The organism is Streptomyces sp. NPDC093085, from assembly GCF_040683935.1.
In the GTDB taxonomy this organism is placed as follows: Bacteria; Actinomycetota; Actinomycetes; order Streptomycetales; family Streptomycetaceae; genus Streptomyces.
The window spans coordinates 160,567-183,689 of sequence record NZ_JBFBFB010000002.1; the positions used below are offsets into that span (position 1 = coordinate 160,567).

Sequence of the window (23,123 nt, forward strand, 5' to 3'; positions counted from 1 at the left end):
TGGAGTGGGATGACCATGCTTCAGGTATCCATCGTCGTACCGTGTTTCAACGAGAGCGATGTGCTCGGCTCCTTCCACGGCGCGCTGCTCGCCGCCCTCGGACCGACCGGGCGGACCTTCGAGATCTGCTACGTGGACGACGGCAGCACCGACGGGACCCGGCGGCTGCTGGGCGCGCTCGCCGACACCGACCCCCGGGTCCGCTACACGTCCTTCAGCCGCAACTTCGGCAAGGAGGCGGCCATGCTCGCGGGGCTGCGGATGTCCCGGGGCGACGCGGTGGTCCTGATGGACGCCGACCTCCAGCACCCGCCCGAACTCGTCCCGCGCATGCTGGAGCTGCGCCGGCACGGCTACGACCAGGTGGTGGCCCAGCGCGACCGGGCCGGCGAGGGCGCCGTACGGACCGCCCTCAGCCGCGTCTACTACCGGCTGGTGCGCCGCTGTATGGAGGTCGACGTCGTCGACGGGGCCGGGGACTTCCGGCTGCTCTCCCGGCGCGCCGTGGAGAGTGTGCTCTCGCTGCCGGAGTCCAACCGGTTCTCGAAGGGCATCTTCTCCTGGATCGGCTTCGACACCGCGAGCTTCACCTACCGCAATGTGCGGCGGGCCGCTGGCACCTCGAAGTGGGGCGGGCGCACCCTGCTCAACTACGGCATCGACGGGCTGCTCTCCTTCAACAGCCGGCCACTGCGGCTGGCGATCCACACCGGGCTCTGGCTCTTCCTCTCCGCGCTCGGCTACGCGCTCTGGATCATCGGGAACGTCGCCCTGAACGGTGTGGACGCCCCCGGGTACGCCACCCTGCTCACCGCCGTCGTGGCGCTCAGCGGCGTCCAGCTCGCGACGCTCGGCGTCGTCGGCGAGTACGTGGGCCGGATCTACCACGAGGCGAAACACCGCCCGCACTACGTGGTCCGGGAGACCGAACGCTCCCGCGCCGTCGTACGGAGCCGGGTCGCCGCCCAGGACCAGGGCGCCCGCTAGATCCGACGACATCGCGTTTCCGAAAGGCAGTGGTGTGCATGGGCGTGGGTGCGTCGCGGGTCGCCCGCCCCGCGGAACAGGCCGTACGGCCCGTTCCCGGGCCGGGTCCTGTCGCCGGGCAGGCGGAGGGTCCGTACACCCGCCGGTGGGCCGCCTGCGGGCCGCCCGTCCTCGCCCTGCTGCCCCTGGCCGTGCTCGCGCTGGCCGGGTGGCTCGGCCGGTATGCGCGTCCCAGCGCGGACGACTGGTGTTTCCTCCCCGAGGTACGGGACCACGGCGTCGCCGGTCTGGTCGGGAAGTTCTACGGCACGGACAACGGGCGGCTCGGCAACGGGCTCCTGGTGGGGCTGTACGCGAAACCGGGTGTGCCGGGGCACCAGTGGTACGGCGCGGTCAGCGCGGTCGTCATCGTGGCGCTGCTGTGGGGCGCGCTCCGTACGGTGCTGCGGCTGACCGGGCGCACCGCGCCGCGCGGGGTGCCGCTGCTGGTGGCGGCCATGACGGCGGTGGTCTTCCTCTTCCCGACCCTCAACATCTACAAGACCTTCTACTGGCCGGCGTCCTCCGTCTCGCACACCGTCGCCCCCGTGCTGGCCTGCGCGGCGGTGATCCCGCTCGCCTTCGCGCGCTCGCGGCGCGGCCGGCGCGCCGCGCTCGCCGCCGTCTTCGCCACCGGCTGTTTTCTGGGGACGCTCTCGGAGGAGACCTCGGCGGTCGTCCTGGTGGTGCTGACGGCGGGGGTGCTGGCCGGTCCCCGGATGCTCACGCCGGGGGCCGCGCGGTACGCGCGGGTGTGGTGTCTGACCGGGCTCGCGGGGGTGGCGGCCGGGCTGCTGGTGCTGGTCACCTCGCCGGGGTCGCGGCAGCGCCGGGAGCGGTACGGGGCGGGGACCGCCCATCTGCTCGCCCCCGAATCGCTGGCCGGGTCGCTCGAAGGGTTCCTGGACATCCTGGGCACGGTCCTGACCACCTGGCAGTACGTGGGGGCCGTCGCGGCCGGGGCGGTGCTGGGGGTGGTGATGCGGCGGCGCGAGGGCCGCGCGTCGCCGGTGGCGGAAGGCCGGGCCGGGCTGCTGGTGGCGACCGGGGCGGGCACCCTGGTGGTGGCCGGCTATCTCTGTACGGTCCTCACCTATCCGCTCTTCGGTACGGGCGTGGCGCGTGCGGCGCGCACCTGGAACGACTACCTCCTGCTCTATGTGCTGCTGCTGACCGGCACGGGCGCCCTGCTGGGCCGGGCGCTGCGGCGCGCCGGACGGCGTACGGGGGCGGTGACGGCGGCCGGGGCGGTGGTGTGCGCCGCGTGCTCCGTGGGGCTCGCGGTACCGGTGGCCGAACTGGGCCGGGAGATGCGCGTACGGGCGGAGCACTGGGACCGGCAGGACCGGGAGCTGCGGGCGGGCGCGGCACGGGGCGCGCGGGTGATGCCGTACCAGCGGTTGCCGATCAGCGGGATGGGCGAGCCGTTCGGCCACCACGGGCACCACCCCTGGCCGGCCCGGTGTGTCGCCTCCTACTACCACCTGGAGCGGGTCAGCCAGGCATCGCCGGATTCATCCTGAGAACGTACGCGCGGAAGGTGGCTGCCCGTGTGCTGGAGCGCTACGGCCGATCTGGTGGCGGGCACCGCGATCACCGCGGTGGGGGTGGCCTGTCTGGTCCGGGCCCGTTCGCTCCGTGAACTGCCGCTCGCCGCACTGCCGTTGATCCTGGGGGCGCACCAGCTCGTGGAGTCCGCCGTGTGGCGGGCCGGGGGCGGCGCCGGGCCCGCCACGGTGGCCTGGGCGGTGATCGCGCTGCCGCTGCTCGCCGTCTGGGTGCCGTGCGCGGTGGCGCTCGCCGCGCCGCCGGGGGCACGGCGGCGGCTGGCGCTCCCGGCGGCGGCGGGGCTCGTCACCGCGGGGTTCCTCGGGTACGCGCTGGCCCGGCACCCGGTGAGCGCGGACATCCGGGGCCGCACCATCGGCTATGCGATCGGCCTGCCGCATCCGGCGCCGCTGGTGGCGGGGTATCTGGTGGCCACGGTCGGCGCGCTGCTGCTGGGCGGGGACCGGGCGGTGCGGCTGCTGGGGGTGGTGGTGGCGCTGGGCGCGGTGGGGTGTGCGGTGCTGTGGCGGCTGGAGTACGTCTCGACCTGGTGCGCCGTGGCGGCGGTGGCCTCGGCGGTGCTGGTGGTGCGGGGGCGGTCCCCGGCCGGGGCGGAGGGCGGGGCGGAGGGCGGGCCAGAGGGCAGGGCAGAGGGCAGAAATCGGCCATGGCGGTGAACACCGGGCGCCGGTGGCCCGTACTGTCCGGCAGCACCCGCTGCCGCGCGGTGCGGCCCTCTCTGCCAGGGTTCCGTTCCGAGACCCAGAGGATCAGTCCATGAATGACCCCGCCAACACCTCTCTGCGCGCGATGCCCGACGGGGAGGCCGAACTCCGGCTGGTCGTGCGGCTGGGGTGGGAGGACGTCGCCTCGCTGGGGCAGGAGGCGAGCCGGCTGGCCGCCCAGATGAAACGTCCCGTCAGCCTGGACGAGGCGGCGAGCCACCGGCTCCGCACCCGGACCTCGGCGCACGCCAAGCCCGCGCAGGACTGGCCCGTCGCGGCCCCCTCCTCCTCGTCCACCGTCTCCTCGCTGCCCCGCAGCCCCGGTGAGCACGCCCGGCAGGCGATCGAGAAGATCAACGGCGCGGCCGGGGACCAGACAGCCGCGCAGCGCTCCGTACCGCAGCCGGTGCATGCCGCGGCCCCGGCCGCCGTACCGCCCACCCAGACCTCGGCCTGACCCGGGCGGCCTGCCGGGCGCGCGCCGACATGCGCGTCGGCCCGGGCGGGTGAAGCATGGCGGTGGGAGCGCCGCCGCCGCTCCCGCGCACCTGCGAGAGGGGCCAGAGCCATGCCGGCGTCACCCCATGCCGTCCCCGGGGCACCCTGCTGGGTGAACCTGATGGCCCGCGATCTGAGCGCGGCCCAGGGCTTCTACGGCGCGGTCCTCGGCTGGACCTTCCGCCCCACGGAGCTGGGCGAGGCGTTCTCGGTGGCGCTGCGCGGCGGGCGGGCGGTCGGCGGGATCGGGGCGCTCGCCCCGTCGTTGCAGGCGCCGGTGGCGTGGACGCCGTACTTCGCGGTGGCCGACGCGGACGCCACCGCCGCGCGGGTCAGGGAGCGCGGCGCGACCGTCGCCGTCGGTCCGCTCACCCTGAGCGCGGGCCGGGCCACGCTCGCCGCCGACCCGGACGGCGCCGTCTTCGGCTTCTGGGAGGGCGCCACGGTGGTCGGGTGGTCGGTGGGGCGCGGCGGCGCGCCGGCCCGTCTGGAGCTGCGGACCCGGGACGCGTTCGCCGCGGCGATCTTCTACGCCCAGGTGCTGACCTGGGGTTCGGGCGAGCGGCGGAGCTGCGAGGTGGCGTACGAGAACGACCAGGTACTGGTCCGGGACCGGGAGCGTACGGTCGCCGCGCTGCGCGGCGGGGCGGTGGAGAGCGCGCCCGACCCGCAGATCAGGCCCCGCTGGCACGTCTACTTCCGGGTCGCCGACGTGGCGGCGGCGGCCGGGGCCGCGGCGGCGTGCGGGGGCGGGGTGGTGGCTCCGCCGGCCTCCGGCGGCGCGGGCGACGAGGCGACGCTCCGGGACCCGGACGGGGGGCTGTTCACCGTCGTCGGCTAGGAGCGGGCAGCGCCTGTGGGGCCCTTCCGGGATACGGGTGCGGCTGTCAGACTCCTCCCGTGCGCGACTTCGACATGCTTGTCATCGGATCGGGTCCGGGGGGCCAGAAGGCCGCCATCGCCGCCGCGAAGCTCGGCCGGCGGGTCGCGGTCGTGGACCGCACCCGGATGCTCGGCGGGGTCTCCCTGCACACGGGGACGGTGCCGTCCAAGACGCTCCGTGAGGCGGTGCTCTATCTCAGCGGGCTGACGCAGCGCGACCTCTACGGCCAGAGCTACCGGCTCAAGGACGAGATCACCGTCGCGGACCTGACCGCCCGCACCCAGCATGTCGTGGGCCTTGAGGTCGACGTGGTACGGAGTCAGCTCGCCAGGAACCAGGTGGCGCTGCTCCCGGGCACCGCCCGGTTCCTGGACGGCCACACCGTCGCCGTACGGGACGAGGAGGGCCAGGACCGGGTGGTGACGGCGGAGCACATCGTGATCGCCACCGGGACCCGGCCGGCCCGCCCGGCCAGCGTGGAGTTCGACGACCGTACGGTCATGGACTCGGACAGCGTGCTGAGCATGGAGCGGATACCCCGGTCCATGGTCATCGTCGGCGCGGGCGTCATCGGCATGGAGTACTGTGCGATGTTCGCCGCGCTCGGCAGCCGGATCACCGTGGTCGAACAGCGTGCGGGGATGCTGGACTTCTGCGACGCCGAGGTGGTCGAGGCGTTGAAGTACCGGCTGCGCGATCTTGCCGTGACGTTTCGCTTCGGGGAGACGGTCGCGGCGGTCGAGCGGCACGAGGAGGCCACGCTCACCCTGCTGGAGAGCGGCAAGAAGATCGTCGCGGACGCGGTGATGTACTCGGCGGGGCGGCAGGGGCTCACCGAGGCGCTGGATCTCGCCAAGGCGGGGCTCGACGCGGACCGGCGCGGCCGGATCACGGTGGACGAGCACTACCGTACGTCCGTTCCGCACATCTACGCGGTCGGCGATGTGATCGGCTTCCCGGCGCTGGCGGCGACCTCGATGGAGCAGGGCAGGGCGGCCGCGTACCACGCGTGCGAGGAGCCGGTGAACCCGATGCACCACCTCCAGCCGATCGGTATCTACACGATCCCGGAGATCAGCTTCATCGGCCGGACCGAGGACCAGTTGACCGAGGAGCGGGTGCCGTTCGAGGTGGGCGTGGCGCGCTACCGGGAGCTGGCGCGCGGCCAGATCGTCGGGGACGCGCACGGCATGCTGAAGCTGCTGGTGTCGCCGGAGGACCGGCGGCTGCTCGGGGTGCACTGCTTCGGCTCGGGCGCCACCGAGCTGATCCACATCGGGCAGGCCGTGATGGGGTGCGGGGGCACCGTCGACTATCTGGTGGACGCGGTCTTCAATTACCCGACGCTCGCCGAGTCGTACAAGGTCGCCGCCCTCGACGTGACGAACAAAATGCGGCTGATCGAACGCATGAAGCGCTGACGGCACCCGTTTGGCCGAACCGGAGGGCAGTAGTCCGCTCGGACCCCTCCGAGCTGGTCTTTTTCTGATCCCATCAGTCGATAAAGGTCGATTTATTTTCGTGACCCTCCGTATTCGTTAAGTTACTTCGGAACCGGTCCGGCGGGGATACGATCCCCAACAACGTCTGGTGAAGAGGTAGTTCAACTCATGATCAAGTCGCATCTCCGTGGTGTGGCCGACGGCTCCGGCCGCCTCCTGGGCCGCCGCCCGGTCATACCGGGCGCCTGCCGCCTCCGTCGCCCGTGACCCCTGCCGGGTGACCTCAGCCGGACCACGTTTCTCCGCGAACCCGAAGGTTTTCCATGGCACGTTCCCCCGCGCCCCCTCCGCTGCCCCGGGGCGGCTCCCCGTGGCTCTGGCCGGCCACTCTCGTGGTCGCGCTCGCGGCCTTCGCCATACCGCTGATGCCCCTCGCGCGGATGAGCGCCGGGGTGGCCGTGGCGTACGGCGGGCTCGCCGTGCTGCTGCTCACCGCCCTCGCGGTACTGCGCGGCCGGCACCAGCGCGCCGAGTACGACGCCGCCCGCTTCCAGGACGAGGCCCGGGAGCGCGCGGCGGAGGCCACCCGCCGCGAGACCGGCTGGCGTACCCAGACCGAGCAGCGCGCCGAGCGCCAGGCCGAGCTGGTCCGCGAGGAGGTGGAACACCTGGTCGCCCAGCGGCTCCCCGCCTCGCTGCGCCGCCGGGAGATCCCCGGGCCGCTGCACGGCGGCGAGCAGCTCGGGCGTGCCGTCGCCGACGGTTTTGAGCTGGTGCTCTCCTCGGTCACCCATGGCGTCCACTACCGCGAGGAGTCCCAGCGGCTGGGCATGGTCGAGATGGCGAGCCGGGTGCAGACCTCGGCCCACCGGATCCAGCACGAGGTCACGGGGCTCGCGGACCGCTTCCCCGCCGACGCCGATCTGCTGGCGACCACGATGCGGGTGGACCACGCGGCCACCCAGCAGGCGCGGCACGCGCAGAGCATCAAGGTGCTCTGCGGCGAGTGGCCGGGGCAGCAGTGGCAGAAGCCGCTCGCCCTGGTGGACATCGTGCGGGCCGCCTCGGGACGGATCGTCTCGTACCAGCGGGTGCAGGTGACCGGCGACCCGGACCTCGGGGTCATCCCGTCGATCGTCGAGCCGCTGATCCATCTCCTGGCCGAACTGCTCGCCAACGCCACCGAGTACTCACCGCCGAGGACGGCCGTGCCGGTGACGGTGCGGACGGTGCAGCGCGGCGCGGTGATCGAGGTGGACGACGGCGGCCTCGGCATGGACGAGTACCGGCTGACCGACGCGCGCGAGATCGCCTCGGGGCGGCGGCTGCTCTCGCTCGGCGAGGTCGGCGAGATCCCGCAGACCGGGTTCGCCGTCGTGGGCCGCTTCGCCCGGCGGCACGGCTTCCATGTGGACCTCGGGCCCTCCCCGTACGGCGGCGTCCGTGCGGTGGTCCTGGTCCCCGGTGAGGTGCTGGAGACCCTGCCCCCGCCCGGGACCACCGTGGTGCCGATGGTACGGCGCCGGTCCCGCGCGGCCGCCGCGGAGGAGCGGGCCGCCGGGGCGGTCGCGGTCGCGGCGGCCCCGGCGCCCGCCCCGCGCGAGACCCACGAGCCCCATGAGCCCCGGGGGGAGCGGAGCGGCGAGGAGGAGCTGATGGACACCGCAGCACCGGAACCGGCCGCACCGGTCTCCCCCGTCGCCGCCACCGCGCCCCCCGGGGAGCAGCCGGCGCCCGCCCCGCCGGTGGCCGGGCCCGGCCCGGACGCGGGCGCCCCGTACCCCCGGGAGACCGGGCGCGGCACCGGGCACCACGCCGCCCGGGACGGCGGCGGCCGGGCCCAGCGGCTGCCCCAGCGCCGTTCGCGGCGCGACGAGTACGAGCCCGTCGAGTGGGCCCCGGGACAGGCCGTCCCGCCGGGCACGCCCGAGGAGGCGGGCGACTGGATGGAGGGGTTCATCGAGGGGGGCCGGTCCGTGCCGGTGCCCGACTCGCCGGACCAGCACGGCCACTCCGTACCCCACCAGGGCCAGCGCGGCCCTGGTTCCCCACCCCCGAACCACCGGAAGGACTGACGTGAGCATGAGTTACAGGGAGACCCCGGAGCAGCGCGGCTGGATGATCGCCGATGTGGCCGCCGTGCCGGGGGTGCATGACGCGATCGTCTTCAGCGCCGACGGACTGCTGCTGGCCAGCTCCGAGGGGATGGACCGGGACTCCGCCGACCGGCTGGCCGCGAACTGCTCGGGGCTCCAGTCGCTCGCCCGCTCCCTGGGCAAGGAGTTCGGCGAGGACGGCGGGGCGGTCCACCAGCAGATGGTGGAGTTCAACGGCGGCTATCTCTTCATGCGCAGCTCCAGAGGCGCCCATCTCGCCGTGGTGACGGGCCCCGTGGTGGACGCGAAGCTGGTCGCCCGTCAGATGCAGGCGCAGGTGCTGCGGATGGGCGCGGGCAATCTGAGCAGCCCGCCCCGGCAGGAATCCGTGCGGTGAGTGACCCGGACGACGAGTACGGCGAGTATGCGGCGAACGCCCTCCGCCCGTACGTGATCACCAAGGGCCGCTGCCGGCCCAGTCGCAACACCGTCGGTGTCGAGAGCCTGCTCGTCGCCACCGACGCCCCGTGCGACCTCCCGGTCTCCGCGACCCGGGAGGAGCGCGCGCTGGTGCGCATGTGTGAGCGGCTGCTCTCCCTCGTGGAGGCCGCCGCCCATCTCGAACTGCCGGTGAGCCTGGTGAAGGTGCTCGCGTCCGACCTCATCGACGACGGCCATCTCTCCGCGCGCTCCGGTGTCCCCCAGGCCGTTCTCCCCGACTCCCAACTCCTTCAGGAGGTACTGGATGGTCTCCGTCGGCTCCGCTGACCGCTATTTGCCCGACACGATCCAGCAGGCCGTGAAGATCCTGGTGGTGGGCGCGTTCGGGGTCGGGAAGACGACCCTGGTCGGCTCGGTCAGCGAGATCGAACCGCTGCGCACCGAGGAGGTGATGACCGAGGCGAGCGTCGGGGTGGACGACCTGGCCGGGATGAGCACGAAGAAGACCACCACCGTCGCCATGGACTTCGGCCGGATCACCCTCAACTCCCGGCTGGTGCTCTATCTCTTCGGCACCCCGGGGCAGCGCCGGTTCTGGGACCTGTGGGACGGGCTCGCGGAGGGCGCGCTCGGGGTCCTCGTCATCGTGGACACCCGGCGGCTCGCGGACAGCTTCGACGTCCTCGAACAACTGGAGCTGCGCGGGCTGCCGTTCGCCGTCGCCGTCAACCAGTTCCCGGACAGCGAGGTGCACGGCACGGCGGAGCTGCGCGGCGCGCTCGACCTGCTCCCCGAGACACCGGTGGTGATGTGCGACGCGCGTGAGCGCGTCCCGTCGGTCAACGCGCTGATCAGCCTGGTCGAGTACGTGTCACAGGTCTCGCTCGGCATCGCCCCCACCCCGGCGCCCGCCCCCGCCGTCGGGATGGCCGGTGCGGCCGGCAAGGAGCCCGCGAAGGAGCCCGCCTCATGACCACCCGTCCGCCCTCCCCCGCGCACCCCGCGCCCACCCCGCTCACGCCCACGCCCCCGCCGGCGCCCCGCTGCCCGGTGGCGGGGCCCGACGGGGGCCCGCCGCTGCCGCTGATCGCGGCCACCGGCGCGCCCGACCCCCGGGAGGCGTACCGGGAGCTGCGCGCCCGGTGGGGCAATGTGGCCCGGGTCGAGCTGGTGCCGGGGGTGCACGCCTGGCTCGTCCTCGGCTACCGGGAGCTGCTGACCATCACCCGGCAGGAGCAGATCTACTCACGGGACGCCCGCAACTGGCGCGCCCTCAGCGAGGGGCTGGTCTCCCCGCAGTCGGGGCTGCTCCCGATGATGGGGTGGCGGGCCAATGTGCTGGGGGCGGACGGCGCCGAGCACCGGAGGCTGCGCCAGCCGCTGGACGAGGGCATCGCCCGGATCGACCAGCGGCGGGCCCGGCGTCAGGTCGAGATGGTCTGTACGGAGCTGGTGTCGGGGTTCTCCCAGAACGGCCGGGCGGATCTGGTGACCGACTACGCGCATATCGTGCCGATGCTCTCCATCGCCTCGCTGTTCGGGCTCAACACCGACGAGGGGCAGGAGCTGCTGAGCGCGCTGGTCGCGGTGTTCGGCAGCGCGGAGGACTCGCAGGAGGGCAACCAGCGCTTCGAGGCGATCCTCGCGGGGGCGCTGCGCAAGCGGCACCGTAACCCGGCGGACGATCTGACGACCTCGTTCATCAACCATCAGAACCTCCGCGACGACCAGGAGCGGCTCCAGTCGATGGCGGTGATGATCTTCTCGGGTACGGAGGGCGTCAACGCGTGGACCGCGCTGGCGCTCCGGCTGCTCCTCACCGATCCGCGCTTCTCGGCCCGGATGCACGGGGGCCGGCTCGGGGTGGACGACGCGCTGGACGAGGCGCTCTGGCGCGATCCGCCGATGAACAACCAGCCGGCCCGGTACGCGCTCGCCGATACGGAGCTGGGCGGCCGGCTGATCCGGCAGGGGGACGCGCTGATCCTGGGGATCGCCGCCGCCAACGACGATCCGGTGATCCGGCCGGACGGCAGTGAGCCGGGCAACCGGGCGCATCTCGCCTTCTCGGCGGGGCCGCATGTCTGTCCGGCGCAGGTGCCGGCGCGGCTGATCACCCGTACCGCCGTCAACACGGTGCTGCATCTGCTGCCCGATATGAAGCTCGGGATCCCGGCCGACGAGGTGGCGTGGCATCCGTCGCCGTGGACCCGGGTGCCCAAGTCGCTGCCCGTGGAGTTCTCCCCGGCGCTGATCCCGGCGGGGGCCGGGGACCGTCCGCAGGGGTGGTGAGCCTCCGGCGGGACAAAACCTCCTCAGGAGGCAGCACGAACAGTCTGATATGAACACATTCATCAAGAGAAGTCTGATTGACCGGATTCCGCATACCGGTCACCTCTCTCCGCTCCTTACAGTGGCCCGATGAATCAATTGCCGCCTCTCCCCGGCCGTACGACGGGCCGTATCTCCGCCGACCGGCTGGCGGGCGCACTCGGGCAGTGGCACCGGGGCGGCCCGCGCAGCGGCGGGCACGATCTCGCCGACGCGCTGGCCGCCCGGATCCGGGACGGCAGACTGCCGCCGGGGACCCGGCTGCCGTCCGAGCGGGAGCTGGCCGCCGCGCTCGGGGTCAGCAGGACCATGATCGGCGCGGCGCTGGAGCGGCTGCGGGAGGCGGGTCTGGTCGCCTCCCGGCAGGGCTCGGGGTCGTGGACGGCGGCCCCGCCCGGGGGTACCGGGCCGGGGGCGGCGGAGGGCGGGGGGCCGATCGATCTCACCCGGGCCTCCCCGGCCGCCGTACCGGGGATGCTGCCGGCGTTCGAGGCGGCGCAGCGGTCGCTGAAGGCGGCGCTGGGCGACGAGACCTATGACGATCTGGGCATCCTGCCGCTGCGCGAGCGGCTGGCCGCCCGGTACACGGCGCGCGGGCTGCCGACCTCGCCCGCCGAGATCATGATCACCAATGGCGCGCATCACGGGTTCGCCCTGGTGCTGCGGCTGCTGGCGGGGCCCGGGGACCGGGTGCTGGTGGAGCAGCCGGGGTATCCGCACGCCTTCGACGCGGTGACCGCAGCGCGGGGGCATCTCGTCCCGGTGCCGGTGGACCCGTTCGCCGCGCCCGGCTGGGACATCGCCGGGATGGCGGCGACGCTCCGTCAGACCTCGCCCCGGCTGGCGTATCTGATGGCCGACTTCCACAATCCGACGGGGCTCCTGATGGGGGCGGCGGACCGGGAGCGGCTGGGCGCGGTGCTGGCGGACACCCGTACGTACGCGGTGGTGGACGAGTCGGCGGCGGATCTCGCCCTCGGTTCCCCGGAGGGCGCGGCGGGCCCGCCCGCGCCGCCCCCGCTCGCCGCCTTCGCGCCCCGGTGGACGATCACGGTGGGCTCCCCCGCCAAGACCCACTGGGGCGGTCTGCGCCTCGGCTGGATCCGGGCCGGTGCGGAGCTGATCGGCCGGCTCGGGGATGTCCGGGCCTCGCTGGACCTGGGGTCGCCGCTGTTCGAGCAGTTCTGGCTGGCGGGGCTGCTCGCCGATCCGGAGCCGTGTCCGGCGGCGCGCCGCCGCGAGCTGCGGGAGCGGCGGGACGCGCTGGTGGCGGCGGTGCGCGCGGAGTGCCCCGACTGGTCGTTCCGGGTCCCGGAGGGCGGGGTGAACCTCTGGTGCCGGCTGCCGGATCCGGTCTCCACCCGGCTGGCCGCCGCCGCGCGCCACCACGGGGTGCTGCTGACGCCGGGGTCGCGGTTCGGGGTGCAGGACCGGCTGGAGGAGTGGCTGCGGCTGCCGTTCGTCCAGCCGCCCGACCGGCTGCGCGAGGCGGTCCGCCGGATCGCCTCGGCCCGCGCGGCCCTCACCGGCCCCGCGGTGGCTACGCTGGGCGGTGATGTTCACTCCTGAGGGCCCCACCGTCCGCGAACTCGCCGTGCAGGCACTGTCGTCCGTCGAGCGCGGCTACGATCTGCTGGCCCCGAAGTTCGACCTGACCCCGTTCCGTACGCCCGACTCCGTACTGGACGCGGTGGCCGGGGCGGCGGCGCCGCTCGGTCCGTTCCGCGCCGGGCTCGACGTCTGCTGCGGGACGGGCGCGGGGGTGGCGGTGCTGCGGCGGCTCTGTACGGAGCGGGCCACCGGGGTGGACTTCAGCGCGGGGATGCTCGCCGCCGCCCGCGCCAACTTCGGCTCAGGACCCGGCGCCGGCTCCGCGCCGGGGCCGGCCGTGGAGTGGGTACGGGCCGACGCGCACGCGCTGCCGTTCCGGGGCGCCTTCGATCTGGCGGTGAGTTTCGGTGCGTTCGGCCACTTTCTGCCCGCCGAGCGGCCCGCGCTCTTCGCGCAGGTGCGGGCGGCGCTGCGGCCGGGCGGCCGGTTCGTCTTCCCGGTGCCAGCGCCGCCCCGGGTGGGCTCGGGCCCGTACTGGGCGATGTGGGGGTTCGACGGGGTGATGCGGCTGCGCAATCTGCTCCGGCGGCCGCCGTTCGTCATGTACTACCGCACGTTCCGGCTGCCGGATGTGCGGGCGGAGCTGGCCGGGGCGGGCTTCTCGACGGAGCTGCTGCCCCTGCCCGGGCTGGGGGTACGTGGCGACGGCGCCCCGCGGTGCGCCCTGCTGGTCGCGACGCGGGGCTGAGGTCCGGGCCCGGGCCGGCTCAGGTCCACTCGCGGGAGGCGGCGATCGCGGTGGTGGCGGCCCGCTCGACCAGGGTGATGCCGTCCTTCATGGTGGCGTTGCCGGTGGAGAGCACGGCGAGCAGATAGCTGTGCCCGTCGACCACGATCCGGCCGATGCTGTTGACGTCCCAGAGTCCGGTGGAGGTGCGGGAGAGCCAGCCGTTCTTGAGGCCGGTGACCGTGCCCGCCGCGGAGACGCCCCAGTCCTGGCCGGCCGCTATCCCGCCCATCAGGCCCCGTACATACGCGCGGGAAGCGGCGGTCAGCGGGGAGGTCCGGTCGTCGCCGAAGACCGCGGAGAGCAGGGTGATCTGGTCGGCGGCGGTCGACTGGGTGAGCCCCCAGAACCCGTCCTCGCCGCCGGTCGTGCCGGTCATGCCGAGGCGCCGGTTGGCGGCGTCCAGGCCGGGGCCGCGGCCGATGGCGCGCCAGAGCGCGCTCGCCGACACATTGTCGCTCACCTTGATCATCTCGGCGGCCTGGGACTTCTCGATCGCGTTGAGCGGGCGGTGCTCGTCCTGGGCCCGCAGCAGGAGCGCGACGAGGATGTTGACCTTCACGATGCTGGCGGTGTCGTAGGTCCTGCTCCTGGTGACGCCGTAGTCGGCCTCGCGGCCGTCCGCGAGGTCGATCACCGCCACGGAGACGGATGTCTTCGCGGGCTTCGTCATCGCGGCGAGCCGCCGGTCCAGGATCTGGCCGGGGTCGGCGCCGGCCGCCCCGGCGGCGCCCTCGGTCGCCGAGGACGCCATGAGGGCCTCGTCGGCGCTCCTGGCCTGCGCGGGGAAGCCGGCCGCCGCCCACATGGTCAGGCAGACGGCCGTAGCGACGACCGCCCGCAGGGCGGCCCGGCCCGGCAGGGAACGGCGGGCGGGGGCGGCGGTGTCCGTGGGACGGACCGGGCGGCGGGGCAGGCGACGGGGCATGGGGGTGAGGCTAGGAAGCCCGGCTGGGACTTGTCTGTGTCGCAGGTCAACATCGCGTGATAAATCTTCTTACAGCCCCTCATATCGGGGCAGAGTCTGCCGTGAGCTGCCTCACAGGGGCCGGTACGGAGTGATCCGGCTCACTCCGTACCGTCGGGGCACCGGGCGCCCGTTCACCCCGTACCGGGGAAGTACCGGTCCACGAGGTCGTTGCGGAAGACCCCGCGCGGGTCGAGCTTCGCCGTCAGCGCCTCGAAGTCGGCGTAGTGGTCGTACAGCTCCCTCAGCCGCTCGTGCCCCATCACGAAGAGCTTGCCCCAGTGCGGCCGGGCGTCGAACGGGGCGAGCGCGTCCTCTATGGCGGCGAGCACCGGGGTCACCGCGCCGGTGTCCGGGATCCAGGTGAAGTGGAAGGCGACCGTGGCGCGCCCGTACGCGGGGCTGAGCCAGAGGTCGTCGGCTGCGATGGTGCGGATCTCGCCGATCTGGAGCACGGGCGCGATCCGCTCCGCGATCCGGGTCAGCGCGTCGAAGGCGGCGGGGCCGTCCTCGCGGGCCACGAAGTACTCGCTCTGGAGTTCGTCGCCGCTGCTCGGCACGTACTCGGCGCGGAAGTGCGGCAGCCGCTCGTGCCAGGGCCCCGGGACGCCGGACTGCCGGGTGCAGGTGGCGCCGTCCTCGCCGGGCACCGGGTGGCGGGGTCCTTCGGCGGGGACGGCGCCGTGCCAGGACTCCGGGGCCGGCCCGTCCCCGGGGTCTCCGGGGTCCCCCGTGCGCCGCTTCAGCCACACCTGGGCGGTGGCGCCGGGGCGCCAGTCGGTGAAGACGCTCACGCTGTACGCGGCGGAGAGGATCGCGTCGAAGCCCTCGCGGAGCCGCTCGTACGGCAGCCCCTCGTACACCCACTGCCGGATCTCGTACGCGGGGACGAGGCCCAGCGTCAGCCGGGTGACCACGCCGAGCGCGCCGAGGGCGATCACGGCGCCGGGGAAGTCCGCGTCGCCCCGGGCGATCCAGCGGAGTTCACCGTCGGCGGTGACGATCTCCAGGGCGCGGACGGCCGAGGCGAGGGTGCCGTTGGCGGTGCCGGATCCGTGGGTTCCGGTGGAGCAGGCCCCGGCGACGGAGATGTGCGGGAGCGAGCCGAGGTTGTGCAGGGCGAGCCCGGCCTCGTGGACGGCGCCGGTGAACTCGGCGAACCGCAGCCCCGCGCCGACCGTGACGGTGGCCGCCGCCGGGTCGACCTCGACGGTCCTGGGGAGCCCGGCGACCGAGACCAGGTCGCCGTGGGTGTCGGCGATCGCGTTGAACGAGTGGCCGGTGCCGAGCGCGCGTATCGCCTGGCCGGCCGCGACGATCTCCCGCAGCCGCGCCACCGAGCCGGGGGTGTGCAGCCGCGCCGCCCGGAAGGCGATGTTGCCCGCCCAGTTCGTCGCCACCGGCGGGGCGGCGGGGTCGCGGGGTTCCTCGGTACGGCCGGACGGGTGGGACACGGAAGGCTCCTTCGCGGCGTCGGGCGTGCTGACCAGGCCAACTGGGGTTCTTCTTATCAGGACTCCGGCTGCTGGGGCAGGCCCGTACAGGGTGGCGCGCGGCACGTCGCGCGGCACGCGGCCGGAGCGGAAGCGGCGGGCAGGCGGAGAGCGGAGAGCGGGTGGGTCCGGTGGCCGAGGTACTTCCGGTGGGGCGCCGGTGGGCGGTGGGCGCGCTGCTGGTGATGACGTTCGCGACCGGTCTGGTGGACGCGGTGAGCATTCTGCGGCTCGGCCATGTCTTCGTCGCCAACATGACCGGCAATGTGGTCTTCCTGGGGTTCTCGGTGGTACGGAGCGACCGCATGCCGGTGCTCGCGCCGATCGTGGCGATGACGGCGTTCGTCCTGGGGGCGTTCCTCGGCGGCCAGCTCAGCAGGCTTCTGCGCGACCGGCCCCGGCGCTGGCTCGGCTGCGCCTTCGCCGGGCAGGCGGCCGGTCTGGCGGTGACGGCGACGCTGCTCGGCACGGGGGCGCTGCGCCCGGAGGGCCGGGTGACGCTGGCGGTCATCGCCCTGCTCGGGGCGTGCAGCGGGCTCCAGAACGCGACGGTACGGCTGCTGGGGGCGCGCGATCTCACCACGACCGTGCTGACCCAGACGATCACCGGGCTCACCGCGGAGAGCGCCCTCGGGGCCGGCACCGGGGCACCGCCGCACCGCCGGATCGGTTCGGTGCTGGCGATGTTCCTGGGGGCGGCCTCGGGGGCGCTGCTGCTCCAGGTGACCCTTGCCGGGGTGGTGGCGCTGGCCGCCGCGCTGGTCGCGGCCGTGGCGTGGGTCTTCGCCGGGGCGCCGCGCCCGGCGGACGCGGCGGTCCGAGGGGCGGGTCCGCCGGGCGCGGCGGCCTGAGGGGCGGGTCCGCCGGGCGCGGCGGCCTGAGGGGCGGGTCCGGGTCAGGCGGTCGTGTGGTGGGCCAGGAGCCGGGCGACGCGGCGCAGCGCCTCGCGTACGTTCTCCTCTCCGGTCGCCTCCGAGGCCTCGGCCGGGGTCATCCAGCGCAGCGGGGCGTCGGGCCGCTCGGGGCGGGCGGTGTCCGGCGCGGCGGTGGCCAGGACATAGCGGAGGTCGGCGTGTTCGTGCGCGGGCTCGCCGCCGCCCTCGGGGACGCCCACGACGACGACCTGGACGAGGCTCTGCCGGCCGGGGCAGGTGTCCGGCCAGGGCCGCAGGTCGGCGAGCCCGGTCTCCTCGCGGCCCTCGCGCAGGGCCACGTCCAGGGGGTCGGTCTCCCCCGGGTCGCCGTGGCCGCCAACCTGGAGCCAGGTGTCCATCCGGGGGTGGCGGCGCATCAGCACCCGCCCCGACTCCGGGTGGACGATCAGCGCGGAGCCCGTCACATGGAGCGGGATCGAGCGCAGCCAGGGGTCCTCGGTGCCGCGTACGAGCTCCCGTACCCGGGCGACGTCGGCGGCCTCCGCCGGGTCGGCCGGCCCGTACCCCTCCAGCGCCTCGCCGATCCGGCGCCCGGCCGTCCCCGCCCCTGCCCCTGCCGCTGCCCGCATGTGTGGCTCTCCTCGCTCCCCGCGCCCGCGGGTCCGTGCCGTCGACGGCGCCGAGGATACGGTTCCGGACCCGCGCTGTCCCGCGGTTTTCCGGCGGCCCCGGTGTGGCCGGCGATCGCCTTCGGGCACACCGCGCGGTCGATTTCGGGCACACTGCGCGGTCGATCGCATACGCTGCGCGATATGAGGGATGCGCGCGGCGAGGCGGCCAGGGGGCCGGGGGCCCGGCCACGGGCCGGGGCCGCGCTCTGTGCCGTGCTGGCCGCGCTGCTCCATGTGCTGGGGTGCGCGCACGGCCCGGTTCTCGGCGCGCCGCCCTCGGGGGTCGCGGCGGGCCTGGTGGTGTCGGCGGCCCCCGCCCCGCCCGGGGCCCCGGCGGGCGACCGGGCGGGGCGGGCCTCGCACGGGGCGGCGTCCTGCGCGGACGCGGACGAGCCGAGCGTGCTGCCGCAGCGTACGGAGCTGACCGCCGCACCGGCGGCGGACCGGCCGCTGCCCCTGGACACGGCGGAACCGGAGGAAGCGGCCCCGCCCGGGTGGCACTCCTGCGGCCCCGGCTCCGGGCCCGGGGGGTACGGAACGGCGGGCGAGCAGCGACGGCGCGCGGCGCTCGGGGTGTGGCGGAACTGACGGCGGCACGGCGGCGCGGGCGCGCCCCGGAGGCGTGACGGGTGCGGTGGTACGCGCCCGGCGCTCCCCCGGACGCCCGTGGAACGCCCCGTAAGGCCACCGGACATCACCCCCCTCTCACCAGGACCGGGCGCCACGCGCGTCGGGCCGTAGGAGAACGCGCACATGACGCACGTGACGCATACGACGCATACGACGCACATGAACCACGGAAAACACCTTGCCCCCGGCCTCCCCTCGGTGTCCCCGCGCCCCGCACGCACTCCGGCGGGGCTGGTCGGCAACACCCCGCTCCTGCGGGTGGGGGCGCCGTTCACGGCCGCCGGACGGGGGTTCTGGGCCAAGCTGGAGGGGCACAACCCCGGCGGGATCAAGGACCGTACGGCGCTCCACATGGTGGCGCGCGCCCGCGAACGGGGGGCGCTGCGCCCCGGCGCGCGGATCGTGGAGTCCACCTCCGGCACGCTCGGCCTGGGGCTGGCGCTGGCCGGGGCGGTGTACGGGCATCCCGTCACCGTGGTCACCGACCCGGGCATGGAGCCGCTGCTGACCGGGTTGCTGACCGCGTACGGCGCCCGGATCGAGCGGGTGCGGACGCCGCGTCCGGTGGGCGGCTGGCAGGAGGCCCGTCGGCTGCGGGTGGCGGAGGTGCTGGCCGCGCACCCGGGCTCATGGTGCCCGGACCAGTACCACAACCCCGACAACGTGGCCGCGTACCGGCCGCTCGCCGACGAGTTGACGGCCCAGCTCGGCCGGGTCGACACGCTGGTGGTGAGCGTGGGCACGGGCGGGCACTCGGCCGGGATCGCCTCCGTGCTCCGCGAGCGCTGCCCCGCGCTGCGGGTGGTGGGGGTGGACGCCACCGGGTCGACCATCTTCGGCCAGCCCGCCGCTCCCCGGCTGATGCGGGGTCTCGGCAGCAGCATCCACCCGCGCAATGTGGCGTACGGCCTCTTCGACGAGGTGCACTGGGTCGCCGCGCCGGAGGCGGTGTGGGCGGCGCGCCGGCTGGCGCGGGCGCGCCATGCCACCGGCGGGTGGAGCGTGGGGGCGGTCGCCCTGGTGGCACGGTGGCTGGCGCGGGTGCGGCCGGCGGAGGAGCGGATCGTGGCGGTCTTCCCGGACGGTCCGCAGCGGTATGTGGGGACGGTGTTCGACAACGCGTACTGCCGGGCGCACGGGCTGCTGGGGGCACGGCCCGCCGAGGAGCCGCTGGAGATCGCGCATCCGGGGGCGGCGACGGTCACCCGGTGGACCCGGTGCGCGACCGTGGTGGACCCGCTCGCCCGGCCGGTGGGGACGGTCCGGTGAGGCGGCGGACGGCGGCGGGGACGGAGCGGGGCGCGGTGGCGGGGGTGTGGGCGGGCACGCTCTCCTTCTCCCCGGCGGCACGGCTGCTGATGGCCAATCAGTTCGCGATCAATCTCGCCTTCTACATGCTCATGCCCTATCTCGCGGCCCATCTCGCCGGCGGGCTCGGGCTGGCCGCGTGGGCGGTCGGGCTGGTGCTGGGCGTACGGAACCTCTCCCAGCAGGGGATGTTCCTCATCGGCGGTTCGCTCGCCGACCGGTACGGCTACAAGGCGCCGATCATGGCGGGGTGTCTGCTCCGTACGGCCGGGTTCGCGCTGCTGGGGTGGGCGGACCAACTGCCCGCGCTGATCGTGGCGTCGGCGGCGACCGGCTTCGCGGGGGCGCTCTTCAACCCGGCGGTGCGCGCCTATCTGGCGGCGGAGGCGGGCGAGCGGCGGGTGGCCGCCTTCGCCGCCTTCCACGTCTACTACCAGGCGGGCATGGTGCTGGGCCCGCCGGTCGGGCTGCTGCTGCTCGCGGCGGACTTCCGGCTGGTGTGCACGGTGGCGGCGGCGGTCTTCGCGGCGCTGACGGTGCTCCAGTGGCGCGCGCTGCCGGCCCGGGGCGGCGCCCGCGACACGGCGGGAGCCGACGGGCACTGGGCGGGAGCCGACGGGCGCGGGACGGAAGCCGACGGGCGCGGCGCGCGACGGTGGGGGGTGCCGGCGTCGTGGCGCACGGTGCTGGCCAACCGGCCCTTCGTCCTCTTCTCGCTGGCGATGATCGGCTCGTACGTGCTGACGTTCCAGGTCTATCTGGCGCTGCCGCTGGCGGCCTCGGACGCGCTCGGCCAGGACGCCGGGCGGGCCACCGGCGCGCTGTTCGTGGTCTCGGCCGTGGTGACGGTGGCCGGTCAGCTCAGGCTGACGGGGTGGGCCACCCGGCGGTGGAGCCCGCAGGGGGCGCTCGTGCGCGGGCTGACCGTGCTGGGGGTGGCCTTCCTGCCGCCCGCGCTGGTGTTCGCCGGGGAGGGACCCGGGGCGCGGCCGTGGGTGGTGGGCGCGCTGCTGGCGGCGGTGGTCGCCCTGGCCGTGGGGAGCGCGGTGGTCTACCCGTTCGAGATGGACACCGTGGTCGCGCTCTGCGGGGACCGGCTGGTCGCCACGCACTACGGCTTCTACCAGACCGTATCCGGCCTCGGTATCACCCTGGGCAACCTCGCCACCGGGGCGCTGTGGGACCTCGCGGGGCGCACGGGGGCCCACTGGCTGCCGTGGGCGGCGCTGACGGTGACGGGGCTGGGGTGTGCGGCGGCGGTGGGCGCGCTGGCGCGCGGCGGCCGGCTGGCGCGGCCGGCCGTGCCGCCGCTGCCCGCCTGACCTGGCGGTCCGCCCCCGCTGGACGGTGGGTGAAGCTCGGGGCATAGCATCTCTGCCCCATGGACATCACCTGGTGGGGACTGGCGGCACTGGCCGGGGCGGCGGCGCTCGTCGGCTTCTCGAAGACGGCGGTGAGCGGGGCGAACACGGTCAGTCTGGCCGTGTTCGCCGCCGTGCTGCCGGCCCGCGAGTCGACGGGCGTGCTGCTGCCCATCCTCATCGCCGGCGATGTGTTCGCCGTGATCACCTACCGCCGGCACGCCCACTGGCCCACGCTGTGGCGGCTGTTCCCCGCGGTGGCGGCGGGGGTGGTGCTGGGCACGCTCTTCCTCTTCTGGGCCGGGGACGAGGCGGTCCGCACCTCGATCGGCGCGATCCTGCTGCTGATGGCCGGGGTCACGGTGTGGCGGCGGCGTGCCGCCAGGAAGGAGGCTTTGGCGACGGCGGCCTCGGGCTCCGGCGAGGGGGCGGGGAACGCGGGCGCGGGTGAGGGCGCGGGGGACGCCACGGCCACGGGAGAGGCGCCGGCCACGGGCGGGGGCTCCGGGGCGGCGGTGGGCCGGCTGAAGGCGCGTTCGTACGGGGTGCTCGGCGGCTTCACCACCATGGTGGCGAACGCGGGCGGCCCCGTGATGTCGCTCTACCTGCTCTCCGCGGGCTTCCGGAAGCTCGGCTTCCTGGGGACCTCCGCCTGGTTCTTCCTGATCGTCAACACGTCGAAGCTGCCCTTCAGTGTGGGTCTCGGACTGATCGACGGGCGCTCGCTGCTGCTCGACGCGGCGCTGGTGCTCTTCGTCATCCCGGGCGCGCTCATCGGAAAGGCCTGCGTGGACCGGATCGACCAGCGGCTCTTCGAGCGGCTGGTGATCGGGGCGACGGTGCTCGGCGGGCTCCAGCTTCTGCTGCGCTGAACCGGCGTGTGCCGGGAAGTCCCTTACGGCCTGGCAGAGTAGAGACACCGAAAGCGGCAATACGTATGTGCATGACGTGTCTGACGAGGGCGGAGTGAGCGGTGTGGAGCGGGAGAAAAAGGACTCACAGACGGTCGCCGGCGCTCCCTGCTGGGTGAGTCTGCTCGCGCGGGAACTCCCCGCCGCCCAGGCGTTCTACGGAGACGTCCTGGGGTGGACCTACCGTCCCGCGGGGCTGGGCGAGGACTTCTGTGTGGCGCTCTCGGACGGGATGGCCGTCGCGGGCATCGGGGCGCTCGCCTCGTCGCTCCAGGTCGCCGTCGCGTGGACGCCGTACTTCGCGGTGCGGGACGTGGACGAGGCGGCGGCCAGGATCAGGGAGCGGGGCGGGACGGTGGCGGTGGGGCCGCTGGCCTTCCACTCCGGGCGGGCGGCGCTCGCCAGCGACCCGGACGGCGCGTCCTTCGGGATCTGGGAGGGCGCGGTGCGCTCCGACTGGACGGTGGGCCGGGGCAGCGCGCCCGCCTGGCTGGAGCTGCGGACCCGGGAGACGGCGGAGGCGGCCCGGTTCTACGGTCAGGTGCTGGGGTGGGCCCCCGAGGAGGAGGGCGGGTTCACGCTGGCCCGCGAGGACGACCACGCGGTGCTGAGGCAGGACGGGCAGATCGTGGCCAGGATCCGGGGCGGCGCGGTGCCGGCCACACCCGACCCGCAGATCCGGCCGCGGTGGCATGTCCACTTCCGGGTCCCCGAGGTGGCGGGGTCGGTCGCCGCGGCGCTGAACGGCGGGGGCGCGCTGGTGGCGCCGGAGGACCCCGGGGCGGCGCTGCCGGAGGACGCGCCGAAGGAGGCGACGCTGCGCGATCCGGACGGCGCGCTCTTCACCGTCACCTCGGGGTGACACCCGCCGGGGCCCGGGTGCGGCGCTCCGTGCCGTGCTCGGGCCGTGCCGTGGTCAGGCGGCCGGGCGCTCGGGGCCGACCCCCTCGACCTCGAAGACCACCCCGTCCTCGTAACACCACCACCAGCCCTCGCCCGGTTCGTACGAGCGGATGAGCGGATGCTGGGTGGCGCGGTAGTGGGCGGTGGCGTGCTTGTTCTTGGAGGAGTCGCAGCAGCCGATGTGACCGCATGTCTGGCACTCCCGCAGATGCACCCAGGCGTCACCGAGGGCGACACACTCCGGGCAACTGTCCTCGCTGTCCGGGGTCACCTCCTCGACATCCGCGAGATGGCCGCAGATCAGGCTGCCGGAACCCGCTTCGCCGTTCGCCATGGACACCGCCTGTCCGACCGTACGGGCTGTCCGGCCGCACGGGTCTCCTGGAGATCCAGTACTCCCTTTCACCGTACGACCGGTACCCTGCCCCCGCCAGCAGAGACATCCGCCCGGGCACCGGGGGAGGACGGCGCGGGGAACATTCCGTGCGGGCCCTCCGTTGTCACGGGTGAGGGTGTGGGTGGAACTGAGGCCCCGGGCCCACTTCACAAGAGCCTGTGGGGACGATCGTTCGGCCGAAGCCCCATGGAGCGCACCGCCAGGAGGCGACCGCCATCCGCACCCTCCCTCCCGACGACCCCGATCGGCAGCCCCCCGTCCGGTCGGGGTCCCGCGCTG

General features: G+C 74.5%; 23 protein-coding genes. 19 read left to right on the top strand and 4 right to left on the bottom strand.

The features are described from left to right. The first annotated feature begins 15 nt into the window (after positions 1–15). The 13 genes from AB0O07_RS07410 to AB0O07_RS07470 all read left to right on the top strand — a co-directional run bounded on the left by AB0O07_RS07410 (position 16) and on the right by AB0O07_RS07470 (position 13,289). Positions 16–987, top strand: coding sequence for a glycosyltransferase family 2 protein (locus AB0O07_RS07410; protein ID WP_365628452.1), 972 nt, complete (start codon positions 16–18; stop codon positions 985–987). A 44-nt stretch (positions 988–1,031) separates the two neighbouring features. After that, entirely contained in the window at positions 1,032–2,549 is a 1,518-nt protein-coding gene (locus tag AB0O07_RS07415) for a DUF6056 family protein (protein ID WP_365628454.1), read from the top strand. A gap of 27 nt (positions 2,550–2,576) precedes the next feature. Next, positions 2,577–3,251, top strand: a complete 675-nt coding sequence (locus tag AB0O07_RS07420) for a DUF6629 family protein (protein ID WP_365628457.1) — start codon at positions 2,577–2,579, stop codon at positions 3,249–3,251. 100 nt (positions 3,252–3,351) lie between these two features. After that, positions 3,352–3,756 (top strand): hypothetical protein, encoded by a 405-nt coding sequence (locus tag AB0O07_RS07425; protein ID WP_365628460.1) that lies wholly within the window; start codon positions 3,352–3,354, stop codon positions 3,754–3,756. Between the two features lie 111 nt (positions 3,757–3,867). Continuing rightward, complete coding sequence (locus AB0O07_RS07430) at positions 3,868–4,638, top strand: VOC family protein (protein ID WP_365628463.1); 771 nt, start codon at positions 3,868–3,870, stop codon at positions 4,636–4,638. Between the two features lie 59 nt (positions 4,639–4,697). Continuing rightward, complete coding sequence (sthA, locus tag AB0O07_RS07435; RefSeq protein ID WP_365628466.1) at positions 4,698–6,101, top strand: Si-specific NAD(P)(+) transhydrogenase; 1,404 nt, start codon at positions 4,698–4,700, stop codon at positions 6,099–6,101. A gap of 344 nt (positions 6,102–6,445) precedes the next feature. After that, positions 6,446–8,197: an ATP-binding protein gene (locus AB0O07_RS07440; protein WP_365628469.1), complete on the top strand. Its 1,752-nt coding sequence runs from the start codon at positions 6,446–6,448 to the stop codon at positions 8,195–8,197. Between the two features lie 7 nt (positions 8,198–8,204). Further along, positions 8,205–8,615 carry a roadblock/LC7 domain-containing protein gene (locus AB0O07_RS07445; RefSeq protein WP_365628472.1) on the top strand — a complete coding sequence of 137 codons (411 nt, stop codon included), beginning with the start codon at positions 8,205–8,207 and terminating at the stop codon, positions 8,613–8,615. Further along, positions 8,612–8,986, top strand: coding sequence for a DUF742 domain-containing protein (locus AB0O07_RS07450; RefSeq protein ID WP_365628475.1), 375 nt, complete (start codon positions 8,612–8,614; stop codon positions 8,984–8,986). Before AB0O07_RS07445 ends, AB0O07_RS07450 begins: the two co-directional genes overlap by 4 nt. After that, complete coding sequence (locus AB0O07_RS07455; protein ID WP_365628478.1) at positions 8,964–9,632, top strand: ATP/GTP-binding protein; 669 nt, start codon at positions 8,964–8,966, stop codon at positions 9,630–9,632. The genes AB0O07_RS07450 and AB0O07_RS07455 overlap by 23 nt, the downstream gene beginning before the upstream one ends. Before the next feature lie 104 nt (positions 9,633–9,736). Beyond that, on the top strand, positions 9,737–10,951 hold the full coding sequence (locus AB0O07_RS07460) for a cytochrome P450 (RefSeq protein ID WP_365630228.1): 1,215 nt from the start codon (positions 9,737–9,739) through the stop codon (positions 10,949–10,951). Between the two features lie 129 nt (positions 10,952–11,080). Further along, a complete protein-coding gene (locus tag AB0O07_RS07465; protein WP_365628481.1) occupies positions 11,081–12,559 on the top strand; it encodes a PLP-dependent aminotransferase family protein in 1,479 nt (492 codons plus the stop codon). Continuing rightward, positions 12,546–13,289: a class I SAM-dependent methyltransferase gene (locus AB0O07_RS07470; protein ID WP_365628484.1), complete on the top strand. Its 744-nt coding sequence runs from the start codon at positions 12,546–12,548 to the stop codon at positions 13,287–13,289. The genes AB0O07_RS07465 and AB0O07_RS07470 overlap by 14 nt, the downstream gene beginning before the upstream one ends. A gap of 19 nt (positions 13,290–13,308) precedes the next feature. Here AB0O07_RS07470 and AB0O07_RS07475 read toward each other — a convergent pair whose 3' ends face one another. After that, complete coding sequence (locus AB0O07_RS07475; protein WP_365628487.1) at positions 13,309–14,256, bottom strand: serine hydrolase; 948 nt, start codon at positions 14,254–14,256, stop codon at positions 13,309–13,311. A gap of 173 nt (positions 14,257–14,429) precedes the next feature. After that, entirely contained in the window at positions 14,430–15,695 is a 1,266-nt protein-coding gene (locus AB0O07_RS07480) for a D-arabinono-1,4-lactone oxidase (RefSeq protein ID WP_365630231.1), read from the bottom strand. 224 nt (positions 15,696–15,919) lie between these two features. Between AB0O07_RS07480 and AB0O07_RS07485 the strand changes: the two genes are divergently transcribed. Beyond that, a complete protein-coding gene (locus tag AB0O07_RS07485; protein WP_365628490.1) occupies positions 15,920–16,639 on the top strand; it encodes a YoaK family protein in 720 nt (239 codons plus the stop codon). A 44-nt stretch (positions 16,640–16,683) separates the two neighbouring features. Here AB0O07_RS07485 and AB0O07_RS07490 read toward each other — a convergent pair whose 3' ends face one another. Beyond that, positions 16,684–17,292, bottom strand: coding sequence for an NUDIX domain-containing protein (locus AB0O07_RS07490; protein WP_365628493.1), 609 nt, complete (start codon positions 17,290–17,292; stop codon positions 16,684–16,686). Between the two features lie 183 nt (positions 17,293–17,475). On the opposite strand from AB0O07_RS07490, the gene AB0O07_RS07495 reads away from it, so the two are divergent. The 5 genes from AB0O07_RS07495 to AB0O07_RS07515 all read left to right on the top strand — a co-directional run bounded on the left by AB0O07_RS07495 (position 17,476) and on the right by AB0O07_RS07515 (position 22,406). Then, complete coding sequence (locus AB0O07_RS07495; protein WP_365628496.1) at positions 17,476–17,922, top strand: hypothetical protein; 447 nt, start codon at positions 17,476–17,478, stop codon at positions 17,920–17,922. Positions 17,923–18,123: 201 nt separating this feature from the next. Beyond that, positions 18,124–19,233: a cysteine synthase family protein gene (locus AB0O07_RS07500; protein WP_365630234.1), complete on the top strand. Its 1,110-nt coding sequence runs from the start codon at positions 18,124–18,126 to the stop codon at positions 19,231–19,233. Positions 19,234–19,322: 89 nt separating this feature from the next. After that, positions 19,323–20,594, top strand: a complete 1,272-nt coding sequence (locus AB0O07_RS07505) for an MFS transporter (protein WP_365630237.1) — start codon at positions 19,323–19,325, stop codon at positions 20,592–20,594. 59 nt (positions 20,595–20,653) lie between these two features. After that, positions 20,654–21,505: a sulfite exporter TauE/SafE family protein gene (locus tag AB0O07_RS07510; protein ID WP_365628499.1), complete on the top strand. Its 852-nt coding sequence runs from the start codon at positions 20,654–20,656 to the stop codon at positions 21,503–21,505. 103 nt (positions 21,506–21,608) lie between these two features. Continuing rightward, positions 21,609–22,406, top strand: coding sequence for a VOC family protein (locus tag AB0O07_RS07515; RefSeq protein WP_365630240.1), 798 nt, complete (start codon positions 21,609–21,611; stop codon positions 22,404–22,406). A 54-nt stretch (positions 22,407–22,460) separates the two neighbouring features. On the opposite strand, the gene AB0O07_RS07520 is transcribed toward AB0O07_RS07515, so the two are convergent. Continuing rightward, a complete protein-coding gene (locus AB0O07_RS07520) occupies positions 22,461–22,781 on the bottom strand; it encodes a UBP-type zinc finger domain-containing protein (protein ID WP_365628502.1) in 321 nt (106 codons plus the stop codon). Between the last annotated feature and the right edge of the window lie 342 nt (positions 22,782–23,123).